Below are 22220 nucleotides of genomic sequence, written 5' to 3'. Positions count from 1 at the left end.
ATAACATACTCCTTGCGCATCGCAAATAAATCTGTAGCTATACTTTCACGCAAAGTGTTATTTCTTGGATCTCATTTTTCTCCGCACCCACAAAGCTTCAGTATACACGCTCTGCCAGTCTTTGTCTTCAATAACCTCAGGGCTATATTTCGCCTTTTCGAACATTGTTAGTAGCGAGTGTAGATGATCAGCCACTGCCGGCCGTTCTCCACTCCAGCGATCTACGGCTTCACGTAAAGTTTCGTGTTCTTCTTTTAGCATTCCCTTGCGATGCAAATACCTTACCCAACGCTCAGTTTCCGCCACTACTTTCTGATCTGGCGTTAAAGGCCGGCCATTGCGCAGCTGCTGCATGAAGAAGCGAAGCTTAAAGCGTCTATGCCAAACTATAAAAATCGCCCAGGACAGCAACACCACTACAGCTGCCACAACAACCCATAGACCTACATGAAACCCTTGATCTTCTTGTGCGTTATTCACAGGCGCTGGTGTAGGTTCTGCCTGCTCTTTTTGATCTTCTGGTTCGACTTCAGGGGTTTGCTCACTCTGAGTTAAAAGCGGAATATTAAATCCAGGTGTAGCTTCAACTGGAATCCAACCATAATCACCAAAATAAACCTCAGCCCAAGAGTGGGAATCCGCATTGGTAATTGTATAGTTATTATTCACTGTGCCTGATTGCTGTTGTGCCGGATTCATTGGGATTTCCGGCTGTTCCCCAGGTGCGTACCCCTTAACCCACCGTGCAGGGATGTTCAGAGAGCGCGCCATAGTAACCAGTGCCGTAGAATAATAATCACAGTAACCTTCCTTTAACTCAAACAAAAACCCTTCTACAAAATCGTTGCTTGTGACACGTGATATATCTGGATTATTGGTATATGGAAAGGTTTGTTGTAAGTATTGTTGCAAAAGCGCTGTTTTTTCATACGGCGTTTTTCCTTCAGCCGTGATTTCCTCAGCCAGCTCCCTGACTCTTTTAGGAAAATCGTTAGGCAGTTGAAGAAACATTTTCTCCAAATCGTTCCCTTTATATAGCTCCTCATACGTCTTTGTTGTCAATTCTTGAACAGGAATTACAGGAACCTCAGACGTCACCTCAAAAGTAGACGGATAAGCGAGTTTTTTCCCATCCACATCCCAGATCAGCTCGCTGTCTCGGCTTCTCCAGGAGAGTCCATCTCCAGCTTTTTCCCCATTTAAAGAATCCACCGAAGATACTGAATAAGTGCCAAATAGTACGGGAAATTCATTATTATTAAGCACGGTTACTGTTTGTTTCAGTGTTCGTGTATTTACTTTAGAACCCACACTGCTCTCTAAAGCTTCACCTACATCCACCGCTTCTAGAGGTCCCCGATTTAACCGGTCTCTATCGACCCAACCTCTTCCGGAATATAATCTGCGCGTTTCTCCCCGCATATAAATACGCAAATCAGAAACTACTGTCATCACCGGTGTATAATCGAAGGTAAAGCCGCCACCTAGTTGATCATCATTCAGACTGTAGCCTGACGAAGTATTGTTAGTAGGGGAGACAGAACCCATCTCAGATTTCGTGGTCCCAACTGTGCCCTTCCCAGAAGACTTCCCAATCCCATTCCATTCTTGCCAAGCGGTATAAGGATCGGTTAGGGTAGGCCTTACCCCAGGCATATTCACTCCAATTAGGATGACCAAAGAGAAGACGATGGCAATATTAATGACTATTTTCGTGGGATATTTCAGCAGATGCACCCAACCACGCGGATATTGAAGCTGGAAGCTTCTCAGATGCTGGCTGACCAGCCAGCCCATCCCCGCAAATACCGTCCAGGCTACTTCCTGCCACAAAACAATAGATGTAAAGGAATCCAAGGCAGCCAAGGCCACTATGTTCATTCCTATAAACCATAAAATACGTCTTTTTGAGGATGCCCACCAAGACGACAACAGCAGCAGGGCTGAGGCTCCGAGAGCAAACCAGATATAGGGCACCATATGAACTGCAATATCCTGCAGTCTGTCCGGGAGGGTTGTTGCCCAAGGATCAGCAACGTATATACCATAATTGATAAGTATCCGATAAACGATATAAATAATAGCTGCCGCTTCAATAAAGAGCCTTATCTGAACTTTTACAGGAATTATGATTTCAATAACAGTGATCGTTATTAATGCAGCCCACACAACAGCAGTTGTCTGTCTTAACCAGATAGGTTCCGTATAAGAGACCCACTGGTGGGCTATAATCAAAAGCCACAATAGACCCAAAGAACGGTGCCAGGAGAATTTCATCTGATTCCACCAGTTTCTCATATCAGACTTCCCCTCCTAATACTATGGGAAGCTCTTGCAGTGAGCTAATGCTGTAGCCTGTAATCCCCCGTGATCTTAGAACGTCTGTCCAATCTGTGCTGCTATTCGTTTCTGATAAATTCCCTATATGAATGTGCGACGGAGTCATCCCTCTGCTGTCAGCCCAACGTAGTGCATCCAGTACAGGCTGACCACGTTGAGGACTAATTAGCACGAAGTATGAGCCTTTAGGGAACATACGGTAACTTTTTTCCAAACGGGATATGAGTGGACCGTGCCCTTCGGCGTTAAGATCGATCAAATATTGAATCATTTTCTGACGCTCAGCAGCACCTTCAACAGGTGCAAATACCTTCGTGGTCTTATCCAAACAGCAAAGACCGATCCCAATTCGCTCTCGAATGCCGAATCCAAGTAGTGAGGCTGCGACGGAGACTGCGAGTTCAAATTGATTCGAATTCGTATAAGCAGAAGCAGAGCCGTCCAGAACTAGAATGGTCTTGGGAATCGACTCATGCTCGAACTCTTTGGACTTCCACGAGCCTGTCTTTGCCGTTGCATTCCAATGAATGCGTGTTAGGCGGTCGCCATATACGTAGTCGCGTACACCGTTAATTTGGGTAGTCTCACGTCGTGATTGAACAACAGAGGTCTGTGGCCCAGAAAGACGGGATTTTCTTTCATATAACTGCCACCGCGGAACATAGATTGCACGAGGCAACACCTGAAACTGGCCTTCAGCCAGAAAAGTACCTTTATGCTCAATAAGGCCAAAAATATCTTGGCTGATGATATCCGTATCTGAAAATGTATAAGTGCCCCGTTCGAGAACTGGTGTCTGAAACCGCAGTTCCCCAAGTCCTCTGAGGCTGGGAATCAGGCTTTCCTCAAATACCCAGGATTCGCCATTATGCCGTTTCAGAACTTCCCTAACAACTACATAAGGTAAAGGCAAAATCCCCGGGATTGTGACCTTCAGACCTACACGAAGATACCCACCGGCAGAGAGCAAATCTCCCTTATCCTGTTCGGCATAAAAACTGCGAACACCCTTAGCCCGCCGAACGCCTCCCAAACCTCCAGCAATCAGATATGCAATAAGTACAGAGACCATAATAAACAACATAAATGCAGTTTTACCGCCCTGAAATAGTACATATAAGAGAGTAATACTCCAAATTACAAGGATGCTGGCGAACTTAGTAGGCTGAATGCGAGCTGCCACCGTAGACAAATAACGTCTCATATTATTGCCTCATCGTAACAGGCACTTGAATGCTCTGCAGAAGCTTTTGAAGCAGTGAATCTACGCTAACATTATCTAGGCGCGACTCTGGACGCAGCAATATACGATGACCCAAGGCAAATGGAGTAAGCACCTTTACGTCATCTGGAAGCACATAATCTCTTCCCTGTAAGAAAGCATAAGCTTTACAAGCCAGCATAAACGATAACGAAGCTCGTGGACTTGCACCGAGCAATACAAGCGGATGCTCTCTTGTCTGGCGCACAATATCTAACAAGTAATTCAGTACAGGATCACTCATATAAATCTCACGAATTTCCTCCTGAATACTAGCGATCTGCTCCATACTAGTGACAGCCGTAAGCCTGTCCACCGGTTGACCTTCTTGATGGCTCAGCAATAGATTTTTTTCGGTTGCTGCATCAGGATAACCAAGACTAATTCTTAGCATAAACCGATCCAACTGAGCTTCCGGCAGCGTGTAGGTTCCCTCAAAATCTATCGGATTCTGGGTGGCGCACAACATAAATGGATGCGGCAGCGGATAGGTCTCCCCATCTACGGTTACATTTCGTTCCTCCATCACTTCCAGAAGGGCGGATTGTGTCTTTGTGGTGGCTCGGTTAATTTCATCGGCCAGCAGGATATTCGTCATCACTGGACCTGGGCGGAAATGAAACATCTCATCTCTCGGATGATACACAGATACACCGGTAATATCACTCGGAAGAATATCCGGATTACATTGTATCCGGCGATACTCTCCGGACATTGATCTGGAAAGTGCGCGAATAAGCTGGGTCTTTCCTGTTCCCGGTACATCCTCGATCAGAACATGACCACCGGCAAGCAGCGCTGTTAGCAGCAATTGTATTTCAAATGATTTTCCAAGTATGCAGGATTCTAGATTATTACGGACAGCATTCATGATGTGCATTGATTCTTGACGAACGGGCATATATGATCCTCCTAGGTCAGAATAAGCAGTAATATTTATATTTTACATGATTAGGGGACCCAAAGTACATTGTTGAAGCTTACGAAGTGTAAACAAACCAAAAACCCGCAGGACAAAATGTCCCGCAGGTTCTAATCTAAAGCGCTAAAATCCCATTATCCTTTAGGCCGAACAACCAATGCAGCCAGGAAAGAGAACACAATCGCTGACGAAATCCCTGCGCTCGTGATATCAAAAATCCCTGTAACTACACCGATCCAGCCATCCCTTTCCAGCTCTGTCAATGCTCCATGGACCAAAGAGTTACCGAAGCTTGTGATTGGAATGGTTGCGCCCGCACCCGCAAATTTCACAAGTGGATCATAGATGCCAAAAGCATCAGCAATCGCTCCGGCTACAACTAATGTACTCATCGTATGTGCAGGTGTCAGCTTCAATACATCAAACATCAGCTGGCCTATAACGCAAATGGCTCCTCCGATCAGAAAAGCCCATAAGTAAATCATCATTAAACTCCACCTCCACTTTCTATAGCAACAGCATGAGCCACACACGGAATGCTCTCTCCCTGCTGGTATGACAATGGGGATAATAAGGCTCCAGTTGCCACAATCAGCACCCGTTTTAGTTCACCTTTTTTAATACGCTTGAGTATATGACCATAAGTCACTACCGCGGAACACCCGCAACCACTTCCTCCGGCGATCACATACTTCTGTTTCTCCAAATTGTAGATAAGCAAACCACAATCATCAAAGGTTGTTTGCTCCATTGGAATTCCTTCTTTAGCTAATAAGGTTTTCGCAATGGGCAAGCCTACAGATGCAAGATCACCTGTAACAATTAAGTCATAATGCCCGGGGGATAGTCCGGTATCCCGAAAATGCGCAGTGATCGTATCCGCCGCCGCCGGTGCCATCGCTGTTCCCATATTAAAAGGATCTGTCAAACCGAGATCCATTATTCGTCCAAGGGTAGCCGAGACCACTACCGGATTGTTGCCAGTCCCATCATTCTGACCTACTACAGCACAGCCCGAGCCTGTGACCGTATATTGCGCCGTTGGCGGCTTCTGTGAACCGTATTCGGTAGGATAACGAAATTGCTTCTCCACCGTACAGTTATGGCTGGATGTTCCCGCGAGCACGTATTTGCTGCCTCCGGAATCAACGATCATAGAGGCAATTGCAAGGCTCTCCATAGAAGTGGAGCAAGCACCAAAAACTCCAAGATAAGGCACACCTAATTTTCTTGCCGCGAAGGAGCTGCTGATAATCTGGTTCATCAAATCTCCGCCAACAAAAAACTCCAGCTTCTCCTTATCCAGGTTTGCATTAATCAGTGCCAATAGGGAGGCTTTTTCGAAAAGAGCCCGCTCAGCCTTTTCCCATGTTTTTTCACCCATTTCCAAGGAATCAAATATAAAATCAAAATCTGACGTTAATGGACCCTCTCCCTCTTCAGGACCCACTACAGCGGAAGAGCCTAAAATAACGGGACGGCTCGTGAACTCCCAAGTCTGACTGCCAAACTGTTTCATGTATGTGCACCTCCGCCAACGCCTAAAAAGAGATAGACGATACCAATTATGAAAGCAGCAACGGCACCAAATACGATGACTGAACCCGCCAGCTTGAACATATTGCCGCCCACACCCAGCACAAGTCCTTCCGCACGATGTTCAAGAGCTGCTGAGCACATACTGTTCGCAAAACCAGTAACCGGAACCGCAGTTCCTGCACCGGCCCATTGCGCCAGTTTGTCATACACGCCAAAGCTGGTCAGGATTACAGAAAGTAAAATCATCGTCGCTACAGTTGGACTTGCGGCTTCTTTGGAGGTCATATCGAATATTGCCATATAAGCCTCCTGAATCCCTTGTCCAATTACACAGATTAGGCCGCCAGCAAGAAATGCTCGCACACAGTTTTTGAATACGGGCCTAGCGGGTACAAAGGGCTTGGACAATTTCTCGTAATCTTGCGGGGTCAGGGTATCAAGCTTCAGCTTGACACCCGATTTTTTCGTTTTCGCCGGCATTGAGGGCACCTCCTGAAAGTTAGGCGAAGGGGGCTGACAAGCATCATAGTAGTACTCACTTTGAGCCCCTCAAGTTGTTTCTTCGCTTAGAAGTTTTCCTTATTGTTTGCCATACCCCGCTTCGTTATGTCCCTCCAATTCAGGAAAAATACAGTAACACAACTATCAGCAGCAAGAACAGCACAAGAATAAGCACTGCTTCCTTTTCCAGAGAGTTGTGGCGCCAGTAACGTCTGCGCGCTCCGCTAACCTTTAGGTTTCTTTTGGAGTATCCTCCCTGCACCCTTCTTTTGGGTACACTACCTGCTACCCTCATTTCCTTCGCATCCTTTCTAAAGCTCCTGCCACCAGAGCCCCTATTGCATTGTATTCGCGGAGCATTCACCGGGTGTTCATTTGTCTCTTTAGCATGGACAAGTGAGCTCACAATGTTCATACTAAGTGGCAGGAAGAAATAACGTTGTCGTCCATTTTGGATGGCAACCGTTTCTCGTAGAACTATAAGGATGATGTATAACGCAAAGCTTATACGTCCTTATATTTTAATAAAGGAGTGATTTCAAATGAATCAAGAAACATTGGATCTATTCAAAACACTTACCGAATTCCCTGCAGCCCCGGGCTTTGAGCGCGAACTCCGCGCTTACGTCAAGGATGCTATGACACCTTATACCGAAGAGTTCGTGCAGGATCGTCTCGGAAGTCTGTTCGGCGTATTGCGCGGTGAGGAAAACGGGCCAAAAATTATGGTCGCTGGACATTTTGACGAAGTGGGCTTTATGGTCACCGGAATTACTAACACCGGGATGATTCGTTTTCAACCGCTAGGCGGATGGCTTGCTTCTGCTGTTGCTTCCCAGCGTCTCCAAATCATTACACCAAAAGGCACATTGACCGGTGTTGTTGGCAGCACGCCTATCCACCTACTAAGCGCAGAAGAACGCGGCAAGACGGGCGAAATTAGCAAAATGTATATTGATATCGGTGCAGACAGCCGTGAAGAGGCGGAAAGCTTTGGCGTCAGACCAGGTCAACAAGTACTGCCGATCTGTCCGTTCACCCCGCTTGCCAACCCTAAAAAAATCATGGCTAAAGCGTGGGATAACCGTTACGGTGTAGGTCTCGCCATTGAGCTGGTTAAGTCATTACACGGCAAAAAGCTGCCTAATACTGTTTATGCTGGTGCTACTGTACAAGAGGAAGTCGGACTTCGTGGAGCACGTACAGCCGCTAATCTTCTGTCCCCAGACATTTTCTTCGGCTTGGATGCGAGCGCTGCTGCCGATATGACCGGGGATAGCCAAGCCTTTGGCCATTTGGGTAAAGGCGCTCTACTGCGCATTTATGATCCTACGATGGTTACACATCGCGGCTTAATCGAATATGTACAAGACACAGCGGATACTCACAAGATCAAATACCAGTATTTTGTCTCCCAAGGTGGGACAGATGCAGGTCAGGTTCATGTAAGTGGCATCGGCGTTCCTTCCGCAGTCATCGGAATATGCTCCCGCTACATTCATACTGCTTCATCAGTTATTCATAGCGATGACTACGAAGCTGCTAAAGAGCTGTTAGTTAAACTGGTAGAAGGCCTCGACCGCACTACACTGCAAACGATTATTGAGAACAGCTAAGTTCTTATTTTTAAAAGAGCAGCGATCCTTTTTGAAGGATTGCTGCTCTTTTTTGGGTCGGGGCTTACGGACCTGTGTCACTTGCGCCCCAGTGGTGTTTACAAACCCCGATATTACTTCTAAAAAACAATTGTGCTTATGAACCCCGTTGCCCGCTGATCCCGCCATTGGTACTACGACGGACCCATGATGCTTACGAACCCACGTTGTTTATTGTTTACGCTCCCAACGTTGCTTGCTTACGGCCCCACGTTGCTTGCTTACGGCGACACGTTGTTTATTGTTTACGCTCCCCATATTGCTTCGGACTCAGATGACGCTATTTGCTAATTTAGTGCCTTTTGAGTAAGTTTCCGGACTCCAGTGACACTATTCCAGAGAAATGGGCTCATAATTGGTGTCATTCATGCTAATAGCGACTATGGTGTCCGATATTCCCCCAAAAGTGGCATAATTCTGCGTTTAAGATCATCTGTGTCCTATAGAGACTCCCCCTTATCTCTTTTCATATAAAAAAGCCCGCCTCAACGGCGAGCTCTTTGACAGCTATATCAACTCATATCCAGCGGCACTTTCCACGAAGGTATCGGGAAAGCCTCATCCAGCTTCCATCTTTCTTCTTCACTCAGCGTAATTAAACCTGCAGCAGCATTCTCAATTACATGCTCACGTGAAGAAGCTTTTGGAATCGTAATGATGTCCTCCTCGCGGATCGTCCAAGCTAACATAATTTGTAGTGGTGTTGCGTTATGAACACGGGCGATTTCCTGAACTGCCTCACTCTCGATAACCCCTTTGCGGAGCGCGCCTGCTTGTGCAAGCGGAGAGTACGCCATTACGGGCATGCGGTGACTTTTCTGCCATGGCAGCAATTCAGCTTCGATGCCTCTCGACCCTAAATGATACAGCACCTGATTCATAGCACAGTGAGTTCCCCCAGCTATACTAAGCAGCTCTTTCATATCGTCAACATCAAGGTTCGATACTCCCCATCTTGCTATTTTACCTTGAGAGACCAGTTTCTCCATGCCTTCCACAGTCACTTCAAGCGGAATATCTCCCCGCCAGTGCAGTAAATAGAGATCCAGATGATCCGTATTCAGTCGTTGCAAGCTTTCTTCACAGCTGCGAATAAGATTCTCGTTGCCGGCATTATGTGGGTATACTTTGGATACCAGAAAAACGTCATCCCGAATTCCTTTAATAGCGTCACCTACTAAAAGCTCTGAGTTTCCTTCCCCATACATCTCCGCCGTATCTATCAAATCCATGCCTAATTCCACGCCTAATCTAAGAGCAGCAATTTCTTCCTCTCTACGGGAAGCATCATCACCCATATTCCAAGTTCCCTGTCCTATTCTAGGCACAGAGGTACCGTCTGGAAGCAGCATGCGGTTAGCTCGGTTCACTTTCACAATTTCAGCCAAATGCTCGATTGAATCCTTAGTCATTGTAAAAATCTCCTTACCGATAAATTGTATACTTACTTTATACGACCTTTATGACCCTTTCGAAACATCTGAATCGTGTCTAATTTATAACTTATCTTTCCTTTAGGAGAGAAAAAGTAACAAATTGATTGCTAACTACGCTATCAACTTCAGCCCCACTGCGGCTCCCAGTATCATAAAAATACAGATAACCCGCCGCCAGTCTTTGGCCTCCCCATATAAAAGCATCCCCAAAATTGCTCCACCGGATGCACCGATCCCCGTCCATACCGCATAAGCTGTGCCCATAGGCAAACTTTTCATTGCAAATGATAGAAAAAGAAAACTTCCTCCAAAACCAAGGAAGAGCAGCAAAAACGACTGCAGATTCCGGTATTTATTCAACCTGTTGATCATAGCCACTCCGAACATTTCAAACAATCCAGCAACAACCAAAAATGCCCATGCCATTTAAGACTCCCCCTTTATTTCAGTTTCTTTGATATCTTTGGTTTCGTTAGTTACCATTTTCAGACCTATAACTCCTGCCAGCAAAATAACCACCAGTACCAGCTTCATTAGCTTGAAGGGTTCACCGAATAAAACCATGTCCGCAATGACTGTACCTGCTGTCCCCAGCCCAACAAATACAGAATATACGGTACCCACCGGTAATTTACTGCTTGCTGAAATAATGACATAGAAACTTATGATTATGGCTACAACTGTGATCAGCCACTCCCACACGCTTGAAGCATGCTTTAAACCTATGACCCACATGACTTCGAAAATCGCAGCGCCAACTACCTTCAGCCACTCTGAATTCTTTTTCATTTCAAGCCCTCCTTCAATTCTCCATAACTTATGATTGCCCACGGACAAACAAATAAGCCCGGAAGGTCATCGCCAAATGGCGATACCTCCCGGGCTTTTATCCCTCCGTGTAGACACAAACTTAATGTTCGTGCGTTTTCCCTCGGACCAGACCAGCTGTGCACCCGCTGCGGAACCCTAGAAAACAAATAAATGATTAAGTTACATCGTATGGTAGCAAATCGGGCGTATAAAAGCAACCTTTTCTATTCCGAGCGTAATTAAATCATAGTATAAAATTCCATAAAATTATAAAATAGATATAAATTTCATTCGATTATCTAGGAAAAGAGGTTAATTCATATTTCTTTCCAGACATTTTAACTGCGTCCCTCTAGTGGAAGGCATTTATTGCCTTGAAGCGAAGGAGCAAGGCGGAGCCATGAGTAATGCCGGTTTGATAGATATGGGTGATTACACATTAATCTTTGATACATTCAACACTCCACAAGCTGGCAAAGATCTTAGGGATGCCGCTCTGTATTATTTTAATAAACCTATCAGATACATCGTCAACAGCCATTGGCATGGAGACCACGTTAGAGGGAACCAATTCTTCTCGGATGAAGTAATCATATCCTCCAGTAGAACTAGAGAGCTCATGATAAAAACTCAACCAGACTGGCTTGCCCGAATGAAGAAACTGCTTCCTAATCTTGAAGAAGATCTTACGAAGCTTAATACATCTCTCGAGCTCAAACTGAACGATTCCAAACAACGAGAGCTCCTTTCGCAAATAGGTTATTTACAAGAAATCAAAGAGTCTATACTAACGCTTGAAGTAACCCTTCCCCAACTAACTTATGACCGCAAAATGACTATACATGGCTCGGCAAGGACCGTTGAACTCCTATCGGTGGGTACTGCCCATACGGAATGCGATTCTATTCTATTTTCTCCATCCGATTCTTTAGCTTTTGTTGGAGATATTGTCGCAGTTGATAATCATCCATTAGTAGTAGACGGTAATCCCTTATCCTGGTTGGAGGCACTTACTTATGTCGAGCGCTTAGATGTGAACATAATTGTTCCCGGTCATGGGCCCGTTACTCAAAAACATTATCTACAGCAAATAAAACGGTATATAAATGATATAATCCATATTAGCGAATCATTGATACGCGAAGACATGAATGTGAATGTGAACCATATAGAAATTCCCGAGCCTTATCTGGGCTGGAATTATGGGAGTATTTTTTACAGAAATCTTGAGTTTTTGACGAAAGCAGCTAGTAACTAATTTTTGGAGTTGAAGGGAGCGGTTCGTTATGGTTTTTGGGATACTATTTGTAGGTGTTGCTGTATTTATTATTATACAAGCCGTAATACGTAATGGCTCGAGCTCAAACAAAAGTACCTTTGATAGAAATAGGCAACATGATGCCGCCAACATGTCTTTTATGGCTGCCAGTCATCCGGATCTGCTGGATCCAAACCACTCTAACCACTCTAATCATTCTAACCACCACCATAATCACCACGGAGATCACTCGCATCACCATTCTGGACCTGACAGCGGGGGGCATAGCTGGGGTGGAGACGGCGGACATAGTGGCGGTGGAGACTTCGGTGGTGGAGATGCTGGCGGGGGCGGTTGTGATTAGATGAAAAGAAACGAAAAGAAAAGGACATTCCTGATCCTTCAGGAATGCCCTTTTTTTTTAATGCTCATTTATGATACTGAGAATTTTAGCTTGAGTTTGGCTTAATAACTTTTCGGCACGGAGCGGATGGAGCGTTCTAGCTTATCTTATTGATTAAATTGAAAACGGCTAAGCAGTACCTCACCATTAAAGATGAGATAAACATCGGTAGTTTCAGATTCCACGGACACTTCACCAGTAAGTGTGTTCCACTGCTGCAACACGCCACCCGACGGTACAGTCACAGATCCAACCAGCTTCCCTGCTGGGCTGCCCGTTCTGATCTCAAGGGTGCCACCTTTTGCAGAGGATACCAAGGCTTCAAAAGCTCCTGCCCCTTGCTCGAACAATACATCTTTAAAAGCGATCCAAGCGCCATCTTTTACCGGATGTATGGAAGCACCGCCTGCTTTGCACTCGTCCAGATATACGCCTTCGTAGTCATCGTAATTCTCTGCTTTGGTATTGATATACAGATTACGCGACGGAATAACGTCCCCTTGAACTGATAGGTGAGCGGATAATTGGATGTCAGCAGATGAACGGCCGATCAGAACCATATACTCTCCATTTTCCACGCAATATTGCTCACGGGTAACATCCCAGAATGCCAGCTCGGCAACCGGTAACGTAAACTCTAGGGTTTGCGATTGACCTGCGGTTAGGTTTACTTTTTCAAAACCCTTCAACTGTTTAATCGGACGTTTGACCCGGGAATTCAGAGCTTGCACATAAAGCTGCACCACTTCGTCCCCATCAACAACGCCTGTATTCTCTACTTGAACAGAAATTTTCAGCGTCTCATTCGCTTGCAGCTCCTTAGCGCTTAGGCTTAGGTTGCTGTAGGAAATTTGGGCATAACTTAAGCCGTGTCCAAACGCATACAGTGGCTCTCCGTCAAAGTACATATATGTTCTTTTGCCTTTGATAATATCATAATCCATCAGCTCAGGCAGCTGTTCTACAGAACGGAACCAAGTCATGTTCAGCTTGCCGGAAGGACTGTAATCGCCGAAAAGAACTTCTGCCACCGCATTGCCCAGCTCTTGTCCACTGTGGGAGGTATACAATACAGCCGGGATGTTCTCGTCAATCCAAGTGGAAGTTATCGGGTAACTGCCGACAATGACTACAACTGTATTCGGGTTCGCTGCATAGACAGCCTTGACCAGTCGCTCTTGCTCCTCTGGAAGCACAATATCCGGTCTGTCGATTTCTTCTTTTCCGTTAAGGAGTGGATGGTTGCCCACAAAAACCACAGCGATTTCAGCCGCCTTGGCAGCTTCTACTGCAGCCTCTATGCCGTTAGTTACGATGTTCTTTTTAAAAAGACCTGCTTGCGCATTGGCATCCTGATCTGCCACTTGCAGCGTTCCATTTTCCGGATTCACCGAGATCATTTTATCATTCCAGGTCCGCAAAGATACCGTATCTTCGCCTTCCGGAACGATGTTAATCGATTCTTTTACAAACCAGCCGTAAATTTCATCAGCAGATGCTGTGAGAGTCTCTGCTTCGCTTAAAGTTACATACTGACCGCGACTTGTCGCCTTCAGAGTATTGCTAGTCCAGCCCCAAGCTGTATGATGGAACAATTCTCCGTGCTCTGCTATGTCATGTTGTACAGCCAGTCTTCCGTCCTCCCCTGTGATTCCAATGGCTTGGCCGTTTGCGGCTGAAGTAAGAATGATCTGATCTGCGCCACTCTCAAAAGTAACGTGTTTACCAGGCAGCTTTTTGCTAACCCCCTGCAGCGGAGTCACTCCATAAGGTAAAGTGCCAGAATACCAGTCTCTAAAGGCTTCATCACCAAGCGGACCAATAATCGCCAATTTGCTCAGACTGCTTTTGTTCAATGGCAATGTGCCTTGGTCATTCTTCAACAATACTATAGATTGTTTCGCAGCTTCCAAGGAGAGTGCGGTATGTTTTTTGCTAAGTATTACGGAATCGTCGATTGCTGCGTATGGGTTCCCTTCAGCCGGATCGAACTCTCCCAGACGGAAACGAACTCTGAAAGTGTTGGCAAGCGCACGATCCAAATCTTCCTCTGCTAAGAGGCCTTGGTCTAGTGCTTCGTGAAGAACCTTGATTGTCTCTGCGGTTTCTTCTGTTACGCTGTCAATTCCATTTTTGATAGATTCAGCCATCGATTGTGCAAAAGATTCATAATACTTGTGATCCTTCACAATCCCAAAAAGATCGCCGGCATCGCTTACGATAAAGCCATCCATTTCCCATTCGCCTTTAACCACATCCATTACTGCCGGATGAAGAATAACAGGCACGCCATTCACCGAGTTATAAGCGGTCATCATGGACTGTGCGCCACCTTCTTGAAAAGCAGGCTTAAACGCTTCCAGATAATACTCCCGCATATTTCTCGGATCGATGCTCGCGGAGCAGTTCCCGCGTTCAATCTCATTATTGTTGCCGAGGAAATGCTTCAGCGTTGCTACCGCTTTCAAATAGACCGGGTGATCACCTTGGATTCCCTGCACAAGTGATGTGCTGAGGCGTCCGGTCAACTCTGGATCTTCGCCGTAAGCTTCCTCGGTTCTTCCCCAACGCGGGTCACGTTCCATATCCACCGTTGGCGCCCATAACGTCAGACCGTTAACCGTTGGATTCTTTTTGTAAAAGGCTCTGGCTTCATCTCCGATGGCCGAACCAATCTCCTTCAGCAGCTCTGGATTCCAAGTACAAGCCAGTCCGCTCGGCTGAGGAAAAGAAGTCGCTTTTCCAAGCCAAGAAATCCCGTGCGCCGCTTCCGTACCATGCTTGTAGGCCCCAACACCCAAACGCTCTATGGCAGCTTGATACTGAGGCATCAGGCTTACTTTTTCATCAAGTGTTAATCTGGAGATCAGATCCTGCACTCGCTCATTTAAAGGTAAATCAATCTGTTGAAATGGATATTTAGCTATATCTGTTCCCATCAAAATCGCTCCTTCGTCTCTTGTTGATAGCGGTTTCATTCATTCTCGAGGACAATCCTTCGAAAAAACACCCATACGTCCTATCCATCTAATCATAGAAGATTCCCCTCCTCCGCAACACCTTAACAATCTAAATAGAAATCAGGTCATAATTAGAGATTTAAGGGGATGATGTGGGTGTGAGTGCATGGGTTTGCTCATTATTCGCCTCCAATCTACGGGATTTATACCGCACATTTGCTCGATTCCCGCTCCCCACCCACAATCTGCGGGATTTATACCGTTCATTTGCTCGATTCCCGCTGCACGCCTCCAATCTACGGGATTTCTACCGTTTATTTGCCCAATTCTCGCTCCACACCTCCAATCTACGGGATTTATACCGTTCATTTGCTCACTTCTCGCTCCACGCCCACAATCTACGGGATTTATACCGTTCATTTGCCCAATTCCCGCTCCATCTCCGCAATCTACGGGATTTATACCGTTCATTTGCTCACTTCTCGCTCCACGCCTCCAATCTACGGGATTTATACCGTTCATTTGCCCTATTCTCGCTCCACGCCCGCAATCTACGGGATTTATACCGTTTATTTGCCCTATTCTCGCTCCACGCCCGCAATCTACGGGATTTATACCGTTCATTTGCTCACTTCTCGCTCCACGCCTCCAATCTACGGGATTTATACCGCACATTTGCTCGATTCCCGCTCCCCACCCACAATCTGCGGGATTTATACCGTTCATTTGCTCAATTCTCGCTCCACGCCTCCAATCTGCGGGATTTATACCGTTCATTTGCTCGATTCCCGCTGCACGCCTCCAATCTACGGGATTTATACCGTTTATTCACCACAGCTGAATATCGTTAAGTGAATGTACATATTCATAGCGACAAACCCTCCCACTCACCTGGGAAACTATCGGCTTAAACTTACCTTTCTCACAAAGTGACCTCATACATTTCCTAACTGTACGCAGATCAATGCCAAGCTCTCTCACCAAATCAACAGGCCGAATGCCCCCGTTCGAACGCACCGCAATTTGCAAAATATCACGCTCCAGTCGACTAAACGCCTCCTTCTCTTCTGTCCTTAAAGCGAGGTACGGCATCAGTAATGATCTCAACAAAAAAATAGTATTCTCAGGACTCGCTTCCAGATCATCATATGGTATCGCCACTACCCGATAACCCGCGATTTGTAGATAAGTCTCTCGATTCAATTCCTGCCGATAACGCGTCCGATCTGTGTTTTGCACATGTGGGCCGTAACCTTTTACCTCAAAAGCAAACTTAACCTGCCCAGGCTTCCACGCAAAATCAACAAAATAAGGCCATCCCCGCCAATCCAACACTTCATATTCAGGATGAAGATCATTAAAATGACCCATGATTGGCCACCAGACCTTCTCCGCAAACATTCGCTCACCATGCCCATGTCCCCGCTCCAATCTCCCCCGTCTTTCTCCCGTTCTTCGACTAATATGATCTTCCACCCACTTACGATGTTCTTCCGTAAATCCCATAACGTCCCCCTCCTCCTTGGCATAAAAAAATCCCGCACCCAATTATGGATGCGGGACGTGCTTCGTCCTATTACTCAGAAGTATAGTATTCGCCTTCTTATGCTGTCAATGACACTCTACATTCAACGTTAGCACTCGAGCTAAATATGCTTACCTATTAAAAAATCACATTGGTTAAAGTATATTGCATTAAAGTAAGTTCAGCTTGAGTTAGATCACTACAGTAGTCCAGCTACAGTTAGATCACTATAGTTAGTTCAGCTAGAGTTAGTTCATTACAAGGTTCAGTTACAGTTAGATCAGTACAGTTCAGTTAGAATTAACTCAGCAAGAGCAATCTCGGTTAAGTAAACTACATTTGAGTTAGACGACTAGATTTAGCTCAATATAGTAGGTTTTGTATAGTAGGTTCAGTTAAAGTAATCTCGGTTTGACTAAGTTCCGCTCGAATAATATTATTCGTCCTACCTTTTTGAAATTGTCCGAAATCGTCTCCCATTCTCCACTATTCACTGGCTATCGACCTGTGCTTTTTCTATTTAATTGTATTTCATGCAACTATTTAACTCTTATCCCCCTAAAAGTCCATTTAGTTGTACTTTCTACAACTAAAAAGGGAAACATTAGGTAGTTAAGCGTAAATGATCAAATTTAGATGTACAAAGTGCAGTTAACTGTTACTTTTCCTAAAACTACTGAAGTTTAACTGCACAAAATGCAATTAAAACTGAGTTCGAGATGAGGCTGACTGGATTGCGACTTAGCAACATTAATATAGCGGCTCAACTAGAGTGACATATTGCTCCCTCTTCACTGCCTTCCCTCACCTAGCAAATGTGCAGGCCGAGCGCCTTGCCCATAGGCATCAAAAGAGATCATTCCATCGTCACCCTGACTTCGAATCCCCAGCTTCAACCCGAGACGGCAAATCATTGACCTTAAATCCATTATCCATTATCCTTCACAACAACCTTTCACAGGAATGTCGGAGAGCGTTCTTTTGTTCCCTAACAAATCGCCATTTACCGCATATAGCTTACGAAATCCCTGCTTATAAAGAATTCGCGCGGCTTTATTTCTTTTGTAGTAACTTCCTGCAAGAATTAGAACCGAGTCGCCCGGAGATAGACAGTGCTGCCAGACATAGGGTAACCGCCCCAGCGAAATATTTATCGAACCACGGATACTGTCCTTCTGGTAATCAACGGCATCCCTGACATCGAGCATTTTCATAGCCAATGATTGATCCGCTAATTCGCGAACCTCACGGACTTCTATATAAGTAAGTGAACGAACAGGCCAAGCATAACGCAAAAACCTCACAATACTAAAGACAATTAAAATACTCAGTAGGATCCGAACCATCATGCTCATATCATTACTCCCGCACCAAAAAATCATCCGTCCAAGCGCCTAATCCACCCGTCATGTTCACAACGTTATACCCCTTTTCACTCAGCAGCTCACAAGCCAGTCCACTACGGCCACCACTTAAGCACATCACAATTATCTCGCCATGAGAATCCAGTTCATCTGTGCGCATCAATAGCTGTCCAAGCGGAATATGTTTAGCACCCATTACATGTCCCTCCACCCATTCGGCGGGTTCGCGTATATCCAACATGGTAAGAGTTTCGCCATTCTTCAAGCGTTCCGCCACTTGCTGTGGGGTAATTTCCTTTGAAATTTCAAAAGACATCGAGCATCTCTCCTTCACCTTTATAAAAATAACTTGATTTTCATATCACTATATCATAATATTACGATATAAGGATATTGTAAAGCGAGGTGTTCGTTACCATGGACAAAAATTTCAAAGCCTATAACCAAACCGCCGAAACCTTAAAGGCTATAGCTCATCCCGTGCGCTTGTGCATCATTAAAGGACTTCTGGAAAAGGGCAGCTGCAACGTGAGCTTCATGCAGGACTGTCTCGATCTTCCACAATCTACGGTGTCCCAGCATTTACAGAAGCTTAGATCACTAGGCATCGTTGAAACCGAACGTAATGGGCTGGAGATTAACTATTCTGTTAAAGACGAAAAAATCAAACATCTGATTCAGTTATTTTTAGGGGAGGAATAAGTCATCATGAGTAAAAAAGTATTAATTGTTGGCGGTGTTGCAGGAGGCGCGTCAGCAGCAGCCCGACTTCGGAGATTAGATGAAGATGCCCATATTGTAATGTTTGAGCGTGATCCGTACATTTCTTTTGCCAATTGTGGACTTCCTTATTATATCGGCGGGTCCATTCAGGACCGCTCCAAGCTGCTGGTGCAGACACCGGAGGCGATGCATAAACGTTTTAACATCGATGTTCGGATTCAAAGTGAAGTCGTGGCTATCGACCCTGTGAACAAAAAAGTGCGAGTAGAAAGCATAGAAAAAGGCTCCTATGAAGAGAGCTATGATGCGCTTATTTTATCGCCAGGTGCTAAACCGATTCGTCCGAATCTGCCCGGTATCGAGAGTTCCCAAATACACATGTTGCGTAACATTCCCGACACTGACAAAGTCAAAGCTATAGTCGCTGCGGAAGGCACACGTTCGGCCGTGGTGATCGGTGGTGGATTTATCGGTGTGGAAATGGCTGAGAACCTTAGAGAAGCTGGTCTGGAAGTTTCCTTAATTGAAGCAGGACCACAAATATTAGCTCCATTCGATACTGAAATGTCTTCTATTTTGGCAAAAGAACTCGACGAGCATGGCGTTAATCTTATTTTTTCCGATATGGTCAAAGGGTTTGCTGAGGTGGGAGAACAAATACATGTGCAATTAGCAAGTGGCACTGTACTGCAAAGTGATATGGTTCTGCTGGCTATCGGCGTTTCTCCGGATACCTCTTTTCTGAAGGACAGTGGCTTAGAATTCGGTCCCCGCGGTCATATTTTAGTCAATGAGCGGATGGAGACCAATCTGGATCAAGTGTTCGCTGTAGGTGACGCGGTTGAGGTGGTTGATTTCGTAAACGGAACAAAAACCGCCATTCCACTAGCTGGTCCTGCCAATAAGCAAGGGCGGATTGCTGCGGACAACGTCAGTGGTCTCGGCACAACTTACAAAGGATCACAAGGGACTTCTATTATAAAGGTTTTTGGAGTCACAGGTGCTTCTACAGGTAATAATGAAAAAACATTACAACGTTTGGGTCTGCCGTATCACGTGATTTATATACATCCAAGCTCACACGCAACCTATTATCCGGGGGCAACCCCGATATCTATGAAGCTGATTTTTGATCCAAAAGGTACGGTGCTAGGAGCACAAGCTGTAGGTTACAGTGGTGTAGACAAACGTATCGACGATATCGCTACAGTTATTCGTTTTAGAGGTACGGTCACTGATTTGACGGAGTTGGAGCTATCTTATGCCCCTCCTTATTCTTCCGCTAAAGATCCGGTGAATATGGCTGGCTTTGCCGCTGAAAATATTTTGCATGGTTTGACTACGGTATTCGTCCCTAAGGATTTAGAAGGTCGTGACAAAAACAATACCATTTTAGTTGACGTACGTTCGGAAATCGAACATGCTAATGGTCATATTGAAGGGTCCATTAACATCCCTGTGGATGATCTGCGTGGTCGGCTAAGCGAGCTTGACTCTAGTAAAGAAATTTGGGTGTATTGCCAAGTTGGACTCAGAGGCTACACCGCTTCCCGGATTTTACAGCAAAAAGGTTACCGTGTGAAAAACCTGACCGGCGGTTATAAAACCTATCAGATGAGCCAATTTACGCCTAAAAAAAAAGATAACTTGACGCCAAACGTTGGTACACCAGCAGCCAGTAAAGAAATCGCAGCAACGGGAGCAATGACGGAGACTGAAACTGAAACTGGAACTGGGACAGAGACTGGAACTGGAACTGGCACAGTTACACCAACCGTTAACGCTACAGCTTTCACAACACCTGATTCCGTGCTTGATGCCTGCGGACTGTGCTGCCCAGGGCCGCTGATCCAAGTTAAAATGAGCATGGACCCGCTCTTGGACGGGCAAGTCCTGAAGGTCACTGCTTCCGATCCCGGATTTTATGAGGATATCAAGGCTTGGGCTCGTATGTCCAACAATACGCTTTTGCAGCTCACAAAGCTGCCTACTGGCATGATCGAAGCTTATCTGCGCAAAGGAGTTATCGAGACTTCAGCATCAGCACCAACCGGAGCAGGCGCACAAGTAATTCAAACTAGTAATGCAAGCACAATGGTTGTTTTTAGCGGGGATTTGGATAAAGCGATCGCTTCCTTCATCATTGCCAACGGAGCAGCATCCAGCGGCAAAAAAGTCACAATGTTCTTTACCTTCTGGGGCCTCAATATTATCCGCAAGGATGAAAAGGTGCCTGTTAACAAGAACTTCATCGGTAAAATGTTCGGTGCCATGATGCCACGCGGCAGCCGGAAGCTGACGCTTTCAAATATGAACATGATGGGCATGGGCTCGAAGATGATCCGCTCTCTAATGAAGAGCAAAAATATCTCTTCCTTGGAGGAATTGATTCAGATGGCTATCGACCAAGGTGTGGAAATCGTCGCCTGCCAAATGTCCATGGATCTTATGGGCATCACTCGTGAAGAACTGATTGACGGTGTCGGAATCGGCGGCGTTGGTTATTACCTCGGCCAAGCCGATCAGTCGGGTCATAATCTATTTATCTAAATACCTTAACACCGCAAAGAGACTCCTCTATTTAAATAGAAGAGTCTCTTTCGTATATAAAAATGAACTCACGAGAATCGGTGATATAGATTTGAATAACCAAAATGCAGAAATTGGCTGGATCTGGATACAGAATCTAAAACCTGCTATCCTATTTAATAGGCATTCATCCGAACAACGACCTATTTCAGGTAAAAAAAGGAGATTAAATGAATAACCCGATACATATTCTTGTTGCTGAGGACGACAGCGACATCAACCGATTGCTGTGCAACATTATCAAGAAAAGCGGCTATATTCCCCAACCTGCTTACTCGGGAACGGAGGCACTTCTCTATCTGGAGCAACGTCAATGGAGCATGCTGCTACTGGATCTGATGCTGCCAGGCATGTCGGGTGAGGAACTACTTGAGAAGATTGCCGGGCGGGATGATATGTCGGTAATTATCATTTCTGCCAAGGGTGAGCCCCAGACCAAGGTGTCTGCCCTGCGGGCGGGGGCGGATGATTTCATTACGAAACCCTTCGACGTTGAGGAAGTCTCTGCACGGATCGATTCTCATCTGCGTTTGTATTCGCGGATTACGCAATCGGCTTTGCCTAACGTGCTCCAGCATCAGGGTCTTGTACTTCATCGAGAGGCGATGTCGATTACGGCAAATGGTGTGGAACTGACGCTCACAGCTCTAGAGTTTGAAATTCTCACGTTACTTTTGTCAGCCCCCAAAAAGGTGTTTACGAAAGCGAATTTGTATGAAAGAGTCTGGCACGAGCCATATTACGGGGACGATAATACGGTCAATGTCCATATGAGCAATTTGCGCAGCAAGCTAACCAAGGCCGCACCAGGAAGCGAATTTATCGAGACGGTATGGGGCATAGGTTATCGGCTCAAGCCTTAAGACATTCTTAAGATTTGGCTTTAGCTCTTCTTATGTTTTCAATTCTATACTTGGTCTATCACGAAAAGGAG

Annotated in this window: 21 protein-coding genes and 1 riboswitch; of the genes, 7 read left to right on the top strand and 14 right to left on the bottom strand. The window is 45.6% G+C overall.

The genetic code is table 11. From position 1 onward, the window contains the following. Nucleotides 1-57 precede the first annotated feature (57 nt). The 6 genes from MHH46_RS07760 to spoVAC form a co-directional block, all read right to left on the bottom strand. A complete protein-coding gene (locus MHH46_RS07760) occupies nt 58-2298 on the bottom strand; it encodes a transglutaminase domain-containing protein (protein ID WP_076125184.1) in 2241 nt (746 codons plus the stop codon). Nucleotide 2299: 1 nt separating this feature from the next. Then, nucleotides 2300-3544 carry a DUF58 domain-containing protein gene (locus MHH46_RS07755; protein WP_076125186.1) on the bottom strand — a complete coding sequence of 415 codons (1245 nt, stop codon included), beginning with the start codon at nt 3542-3544 and terminating at the stop codon, nt 2300-2302. 1 nt (nt 3545) lies between these two features. Further along, the gene (locus MHH46_RS07750) at nt 3546-4502 is read right to left on the bottom strand and encodes a MoxR family ATPase (RefSeq protein ID WP_076125188.1); all 957 of its coding nucleotides are present in this window, start codon (nt 4500-4502) and stop codon (nt 3546-3548) included. A gap of 155 nt (nt 4503-4657) precedes the next feature. Next, nucleotides 4658-5008 (bottom strand): stage V sporulation protein AE, encoded by a 351-nt coding sequence (spoVAE, locus tag MHH46_RS07745; RefSeq protein WP_036675923.1) that lies wholly within the window; start codon nt 5006-5008, stop codon nt 4658-4660. A gap of 2 nt (nt 5009-5010) precedes the next feature. Further along, complete coding sequence (gene spoVAD, locus MHH46_RS07740; RefSeq protein ID WP_076125190.1) at nt 5011-6042, bottom strand: stage V sporulation protein AD; 1032 nt, start codon at nt 6040-6042, stop codon at nt 5011-5013. Continuing rightward, the gene (spoVAC, locus tag MHH46_RS07735; RefSeq protein ID WP_076125192.1) at nt 6039-6542 is read right to left on the bottom strand and encodes a stage V sporulation protein AC; all 504 of its coding nucleotides are present in this window, start codon (nt 6540-6542) and stop codon (nt 6039-6041) included. The genes spoVAD and spoVAC overlap by 4 nt, the downstream gene beginning before the upstream one ends. 563 nt (nt 6543-7105) lie before the next feature. On the opposite strand from spoVAC, the gene MHH46_RS07730 reads away from it, so the two are divergent. Continuing rightward, nucleotides 7106-8179: a M42 family metallopeptidase gene (locus MHH46_RS07730; RefSeq protein ID WP_076125194.1), complete on the top strand. Its 1074-nt coding sequence runs from the start codon at nt 7106-7108 to the stop codon at nt 8177-8179. Between the two features lie 551 nt (nt 8180-8730). Here MHH46_RS07730 and MHH46_RS07725 read toward each other — a convergent pair. The 3 genes from MHH46_RS07725 to MHH46_RS07715 form a co-directional block, all read right to left on the bottom strand. Continuing rightward, nucleotides 8731-9570, bottom strand: coding sequence for an aldo/keto reductase (locus tag MHH46_RS07725; protein WP_212592202.1), 840 nt, complete (start codon nt 9568-9570; stop codon nt 8731-8733). 195 nt (nt 9571-9765) lie between these two features. After that, entirely contained in the window at nt 9766-10080 is a 315-nt protein-coding gene (locus MHH46_RS07720) for a multidrug efflux SMR transporter (RefSeq protein WP_076125196.1), read from the bottom strand. Then, the gene (locus MHH46_RS07715) at nt 10081-10443 is read right to left on the bottom strand and encodes a multidrug efflux SMR transporter (RefSeq protein ID WP_036675723.1); all 363 of its coding nucleotides are present in this window, start codon (nt 10441-10443) and stop codon (nt 10081-10083) included. It lies immediately after the preceding gene. A gap of 84 nt (nt 10444-10527) precedes the next feature. Then, nucleotides 10528-10635: riboswitch (guanidine-I (ykkC/yxkD leader) on the bottom strand. Nucleotides 10636-10819: 184 nt separating this feature from the next. Between MHH46_RS07715 and MHH46_RS07710 the strand changes: the two genes are divergently transcribed. Together MHH46_RS07710 and MHH46_RS07705 are read left to right on the top strand one after the other, a co-directional pair. After that, nucleotides 10820-11722: an MBL fold metallo-hydrolase gene (locus MHH46_RS07710; protein WP_405132585.1), complete on the top strand. Its 903-nt coding sequence runs from the start codon at nt 10820-10822 to the stop codon at nt 11720-11722. A gap of 92 nt (nt 11723-11814) precedes the next feature. Next, on the top strand, nt 11815-12090 hold the full coding sequence (locus MHH46_RS07705) for a hypothetical protein (protein WP_405132584.1): 276 nt from the start codon (nt 11815-11817) through the stop codon (nt 12088-12090). A 142-nt stretch (nt 12091-12232) separates the two neighbouring features. On the opposite strand, the gene MHH46_RS07700 is transcribed toward MHH46_RS07705, so the two are convergent. Next, a complete protein-coding gene (locus tag MHH46_RS07700) occupies nt 12233-15064 on the bottom strand; it encodes a glycoside hydrolase family 3 protein (RefSeq protein ID WP_076195200.1) in 2832 nt (943 codons plus the stop codon). Nucleotides 15065-15251: 187 nt separating this feature from the next. On the opposite strand from MHH46_RS07700, the gene MHH46_RS07695 reads away from it, so the two are divergent. Then, the gene (locus MHH46_RS07695; RefSeq protein ID WP_405132583.1) at nt 15252-15926 is read left to right on the top strand and encodes a DUF1720 domain-containing protein; all 675 of its coding nucleotides are present in this window, start codon (nt 15252-15254) and stop codon (nt 15924-15926) included. On the opposite strand, the gene MHH46_RS07690 is transcribed toward MHH46_RS07695, so the two are convergent. The 4 genes from MHH46_RS07690 to MHH46_RS07675 form a co-directional block, all read right to left on the bottom strand. Further along, nucleotides 15914-16591 (bottom strand): winged helix-turn-helix transcriptional regulator, encoded by a 678-nt coding sequence (locus MHH46_RS07690; RefSeq protein WP_076125206.1) that lies wholly within the window; start codon nt 16589-16591, stop codon nt 15914-15916. The genes MHH46_RS07695 and MHH46_RS07690 overlap by 13 nt on opposite strands. Nucleotides 16592-17401: 810 nt before the next feature. Continuing rightward, the gene (locus tag MHH46_RS07685) at nt 17402-17539 is read right to left on the bottom strand and encodes a hypothetical protein (RefSeq protein ID WP_179086317.1); all 138 of its coding nucleotides are present in this window, start codon (nt 17537-17539) and stop codon (nt 17402-17404) included. 6 nt (nt 17540-17545) lie between these two features. Then, complete coding sequence (locus MHH46_RS07680) at nt 17546-17965, bottom strand: rhodanese-like domain-containing protein (RefSeq protein ID WP_076193422.1); 420 nt, start codon at nt 17963-17965, stop codon at nt 17546-17548. Nucleotides 17966-17969: 4 nt separating this feature from the next. After that, nucleotides 17970-18290 (bottom strand): rhodanese-like domain-containing protein, encoded by a 321-nt coding sequence (locus MHH46_RS07675; protein ID WP_076125210.1) that lies wholly within the window; start codon nt 18288-18290, stop codon nt 17970-17972. A 101-nt stretch (nt 18291-18391) separates the two neighbouring features. On the opposite strand from MHH46_RS07675, the gene MHH46_RS07670 reads away from it, so the two are divergent. The 3 genes from MHH46_RS07670 (at nt 18392) to MHH46_RS07660 (ending at nt 22149) form a co-directional block, all read left to right on the top strand. Further along, nucleotides 18392-18676: a helix-turn-helix transcriptional regulator gene (locus MHH46_RS07670; RefSeq protein WP_036675735.1), complete on the top strand. Its 285-nt coding sequence runs from the start codon at nt 18392-18394 to the stop codon at nt 18674-18676. Between the two features lie 6 nt (nt 18677-18682). Further along, complete coding sequence (locus tag MHH46_RS07665; protein ID WP_076193424.1) at nt 18683-21247, top strand: FAD-dependent oxidoreductase; 2565 nt, start codon at nt 18683-18685, stop codon at nt 21245-21247. 209 nt (nt 21248-21456) lie between these two features. Beyond that, nucleotides 21457-22149 (top strand): response regulator transcription factor, encoded by a 693-nt coding sequence (locus tag MHH46_RS07660; RefSeq protein WP_076193427.1) that lies wholly within the window; start codon nt 21457-21459, stop codon nt 22147-22149. The last annotated feature ends 71 nt before the right edge of the window (nt 22150-22220 follow it).

Source organism: Paenibacillus sp. FSL H8-0175 (assembly GCF_045040615.1).
Taxonomy (GTDB): Bacteria; Bacillota; Bacilli; order Paenibacillales; family Paenibacillaceae; genus Paenibacillus_AQ; species Paenibacillus_AQ odorifer.
This window is presented reverse-complemented; position numbering and strand designations above follow the sequence as displayed.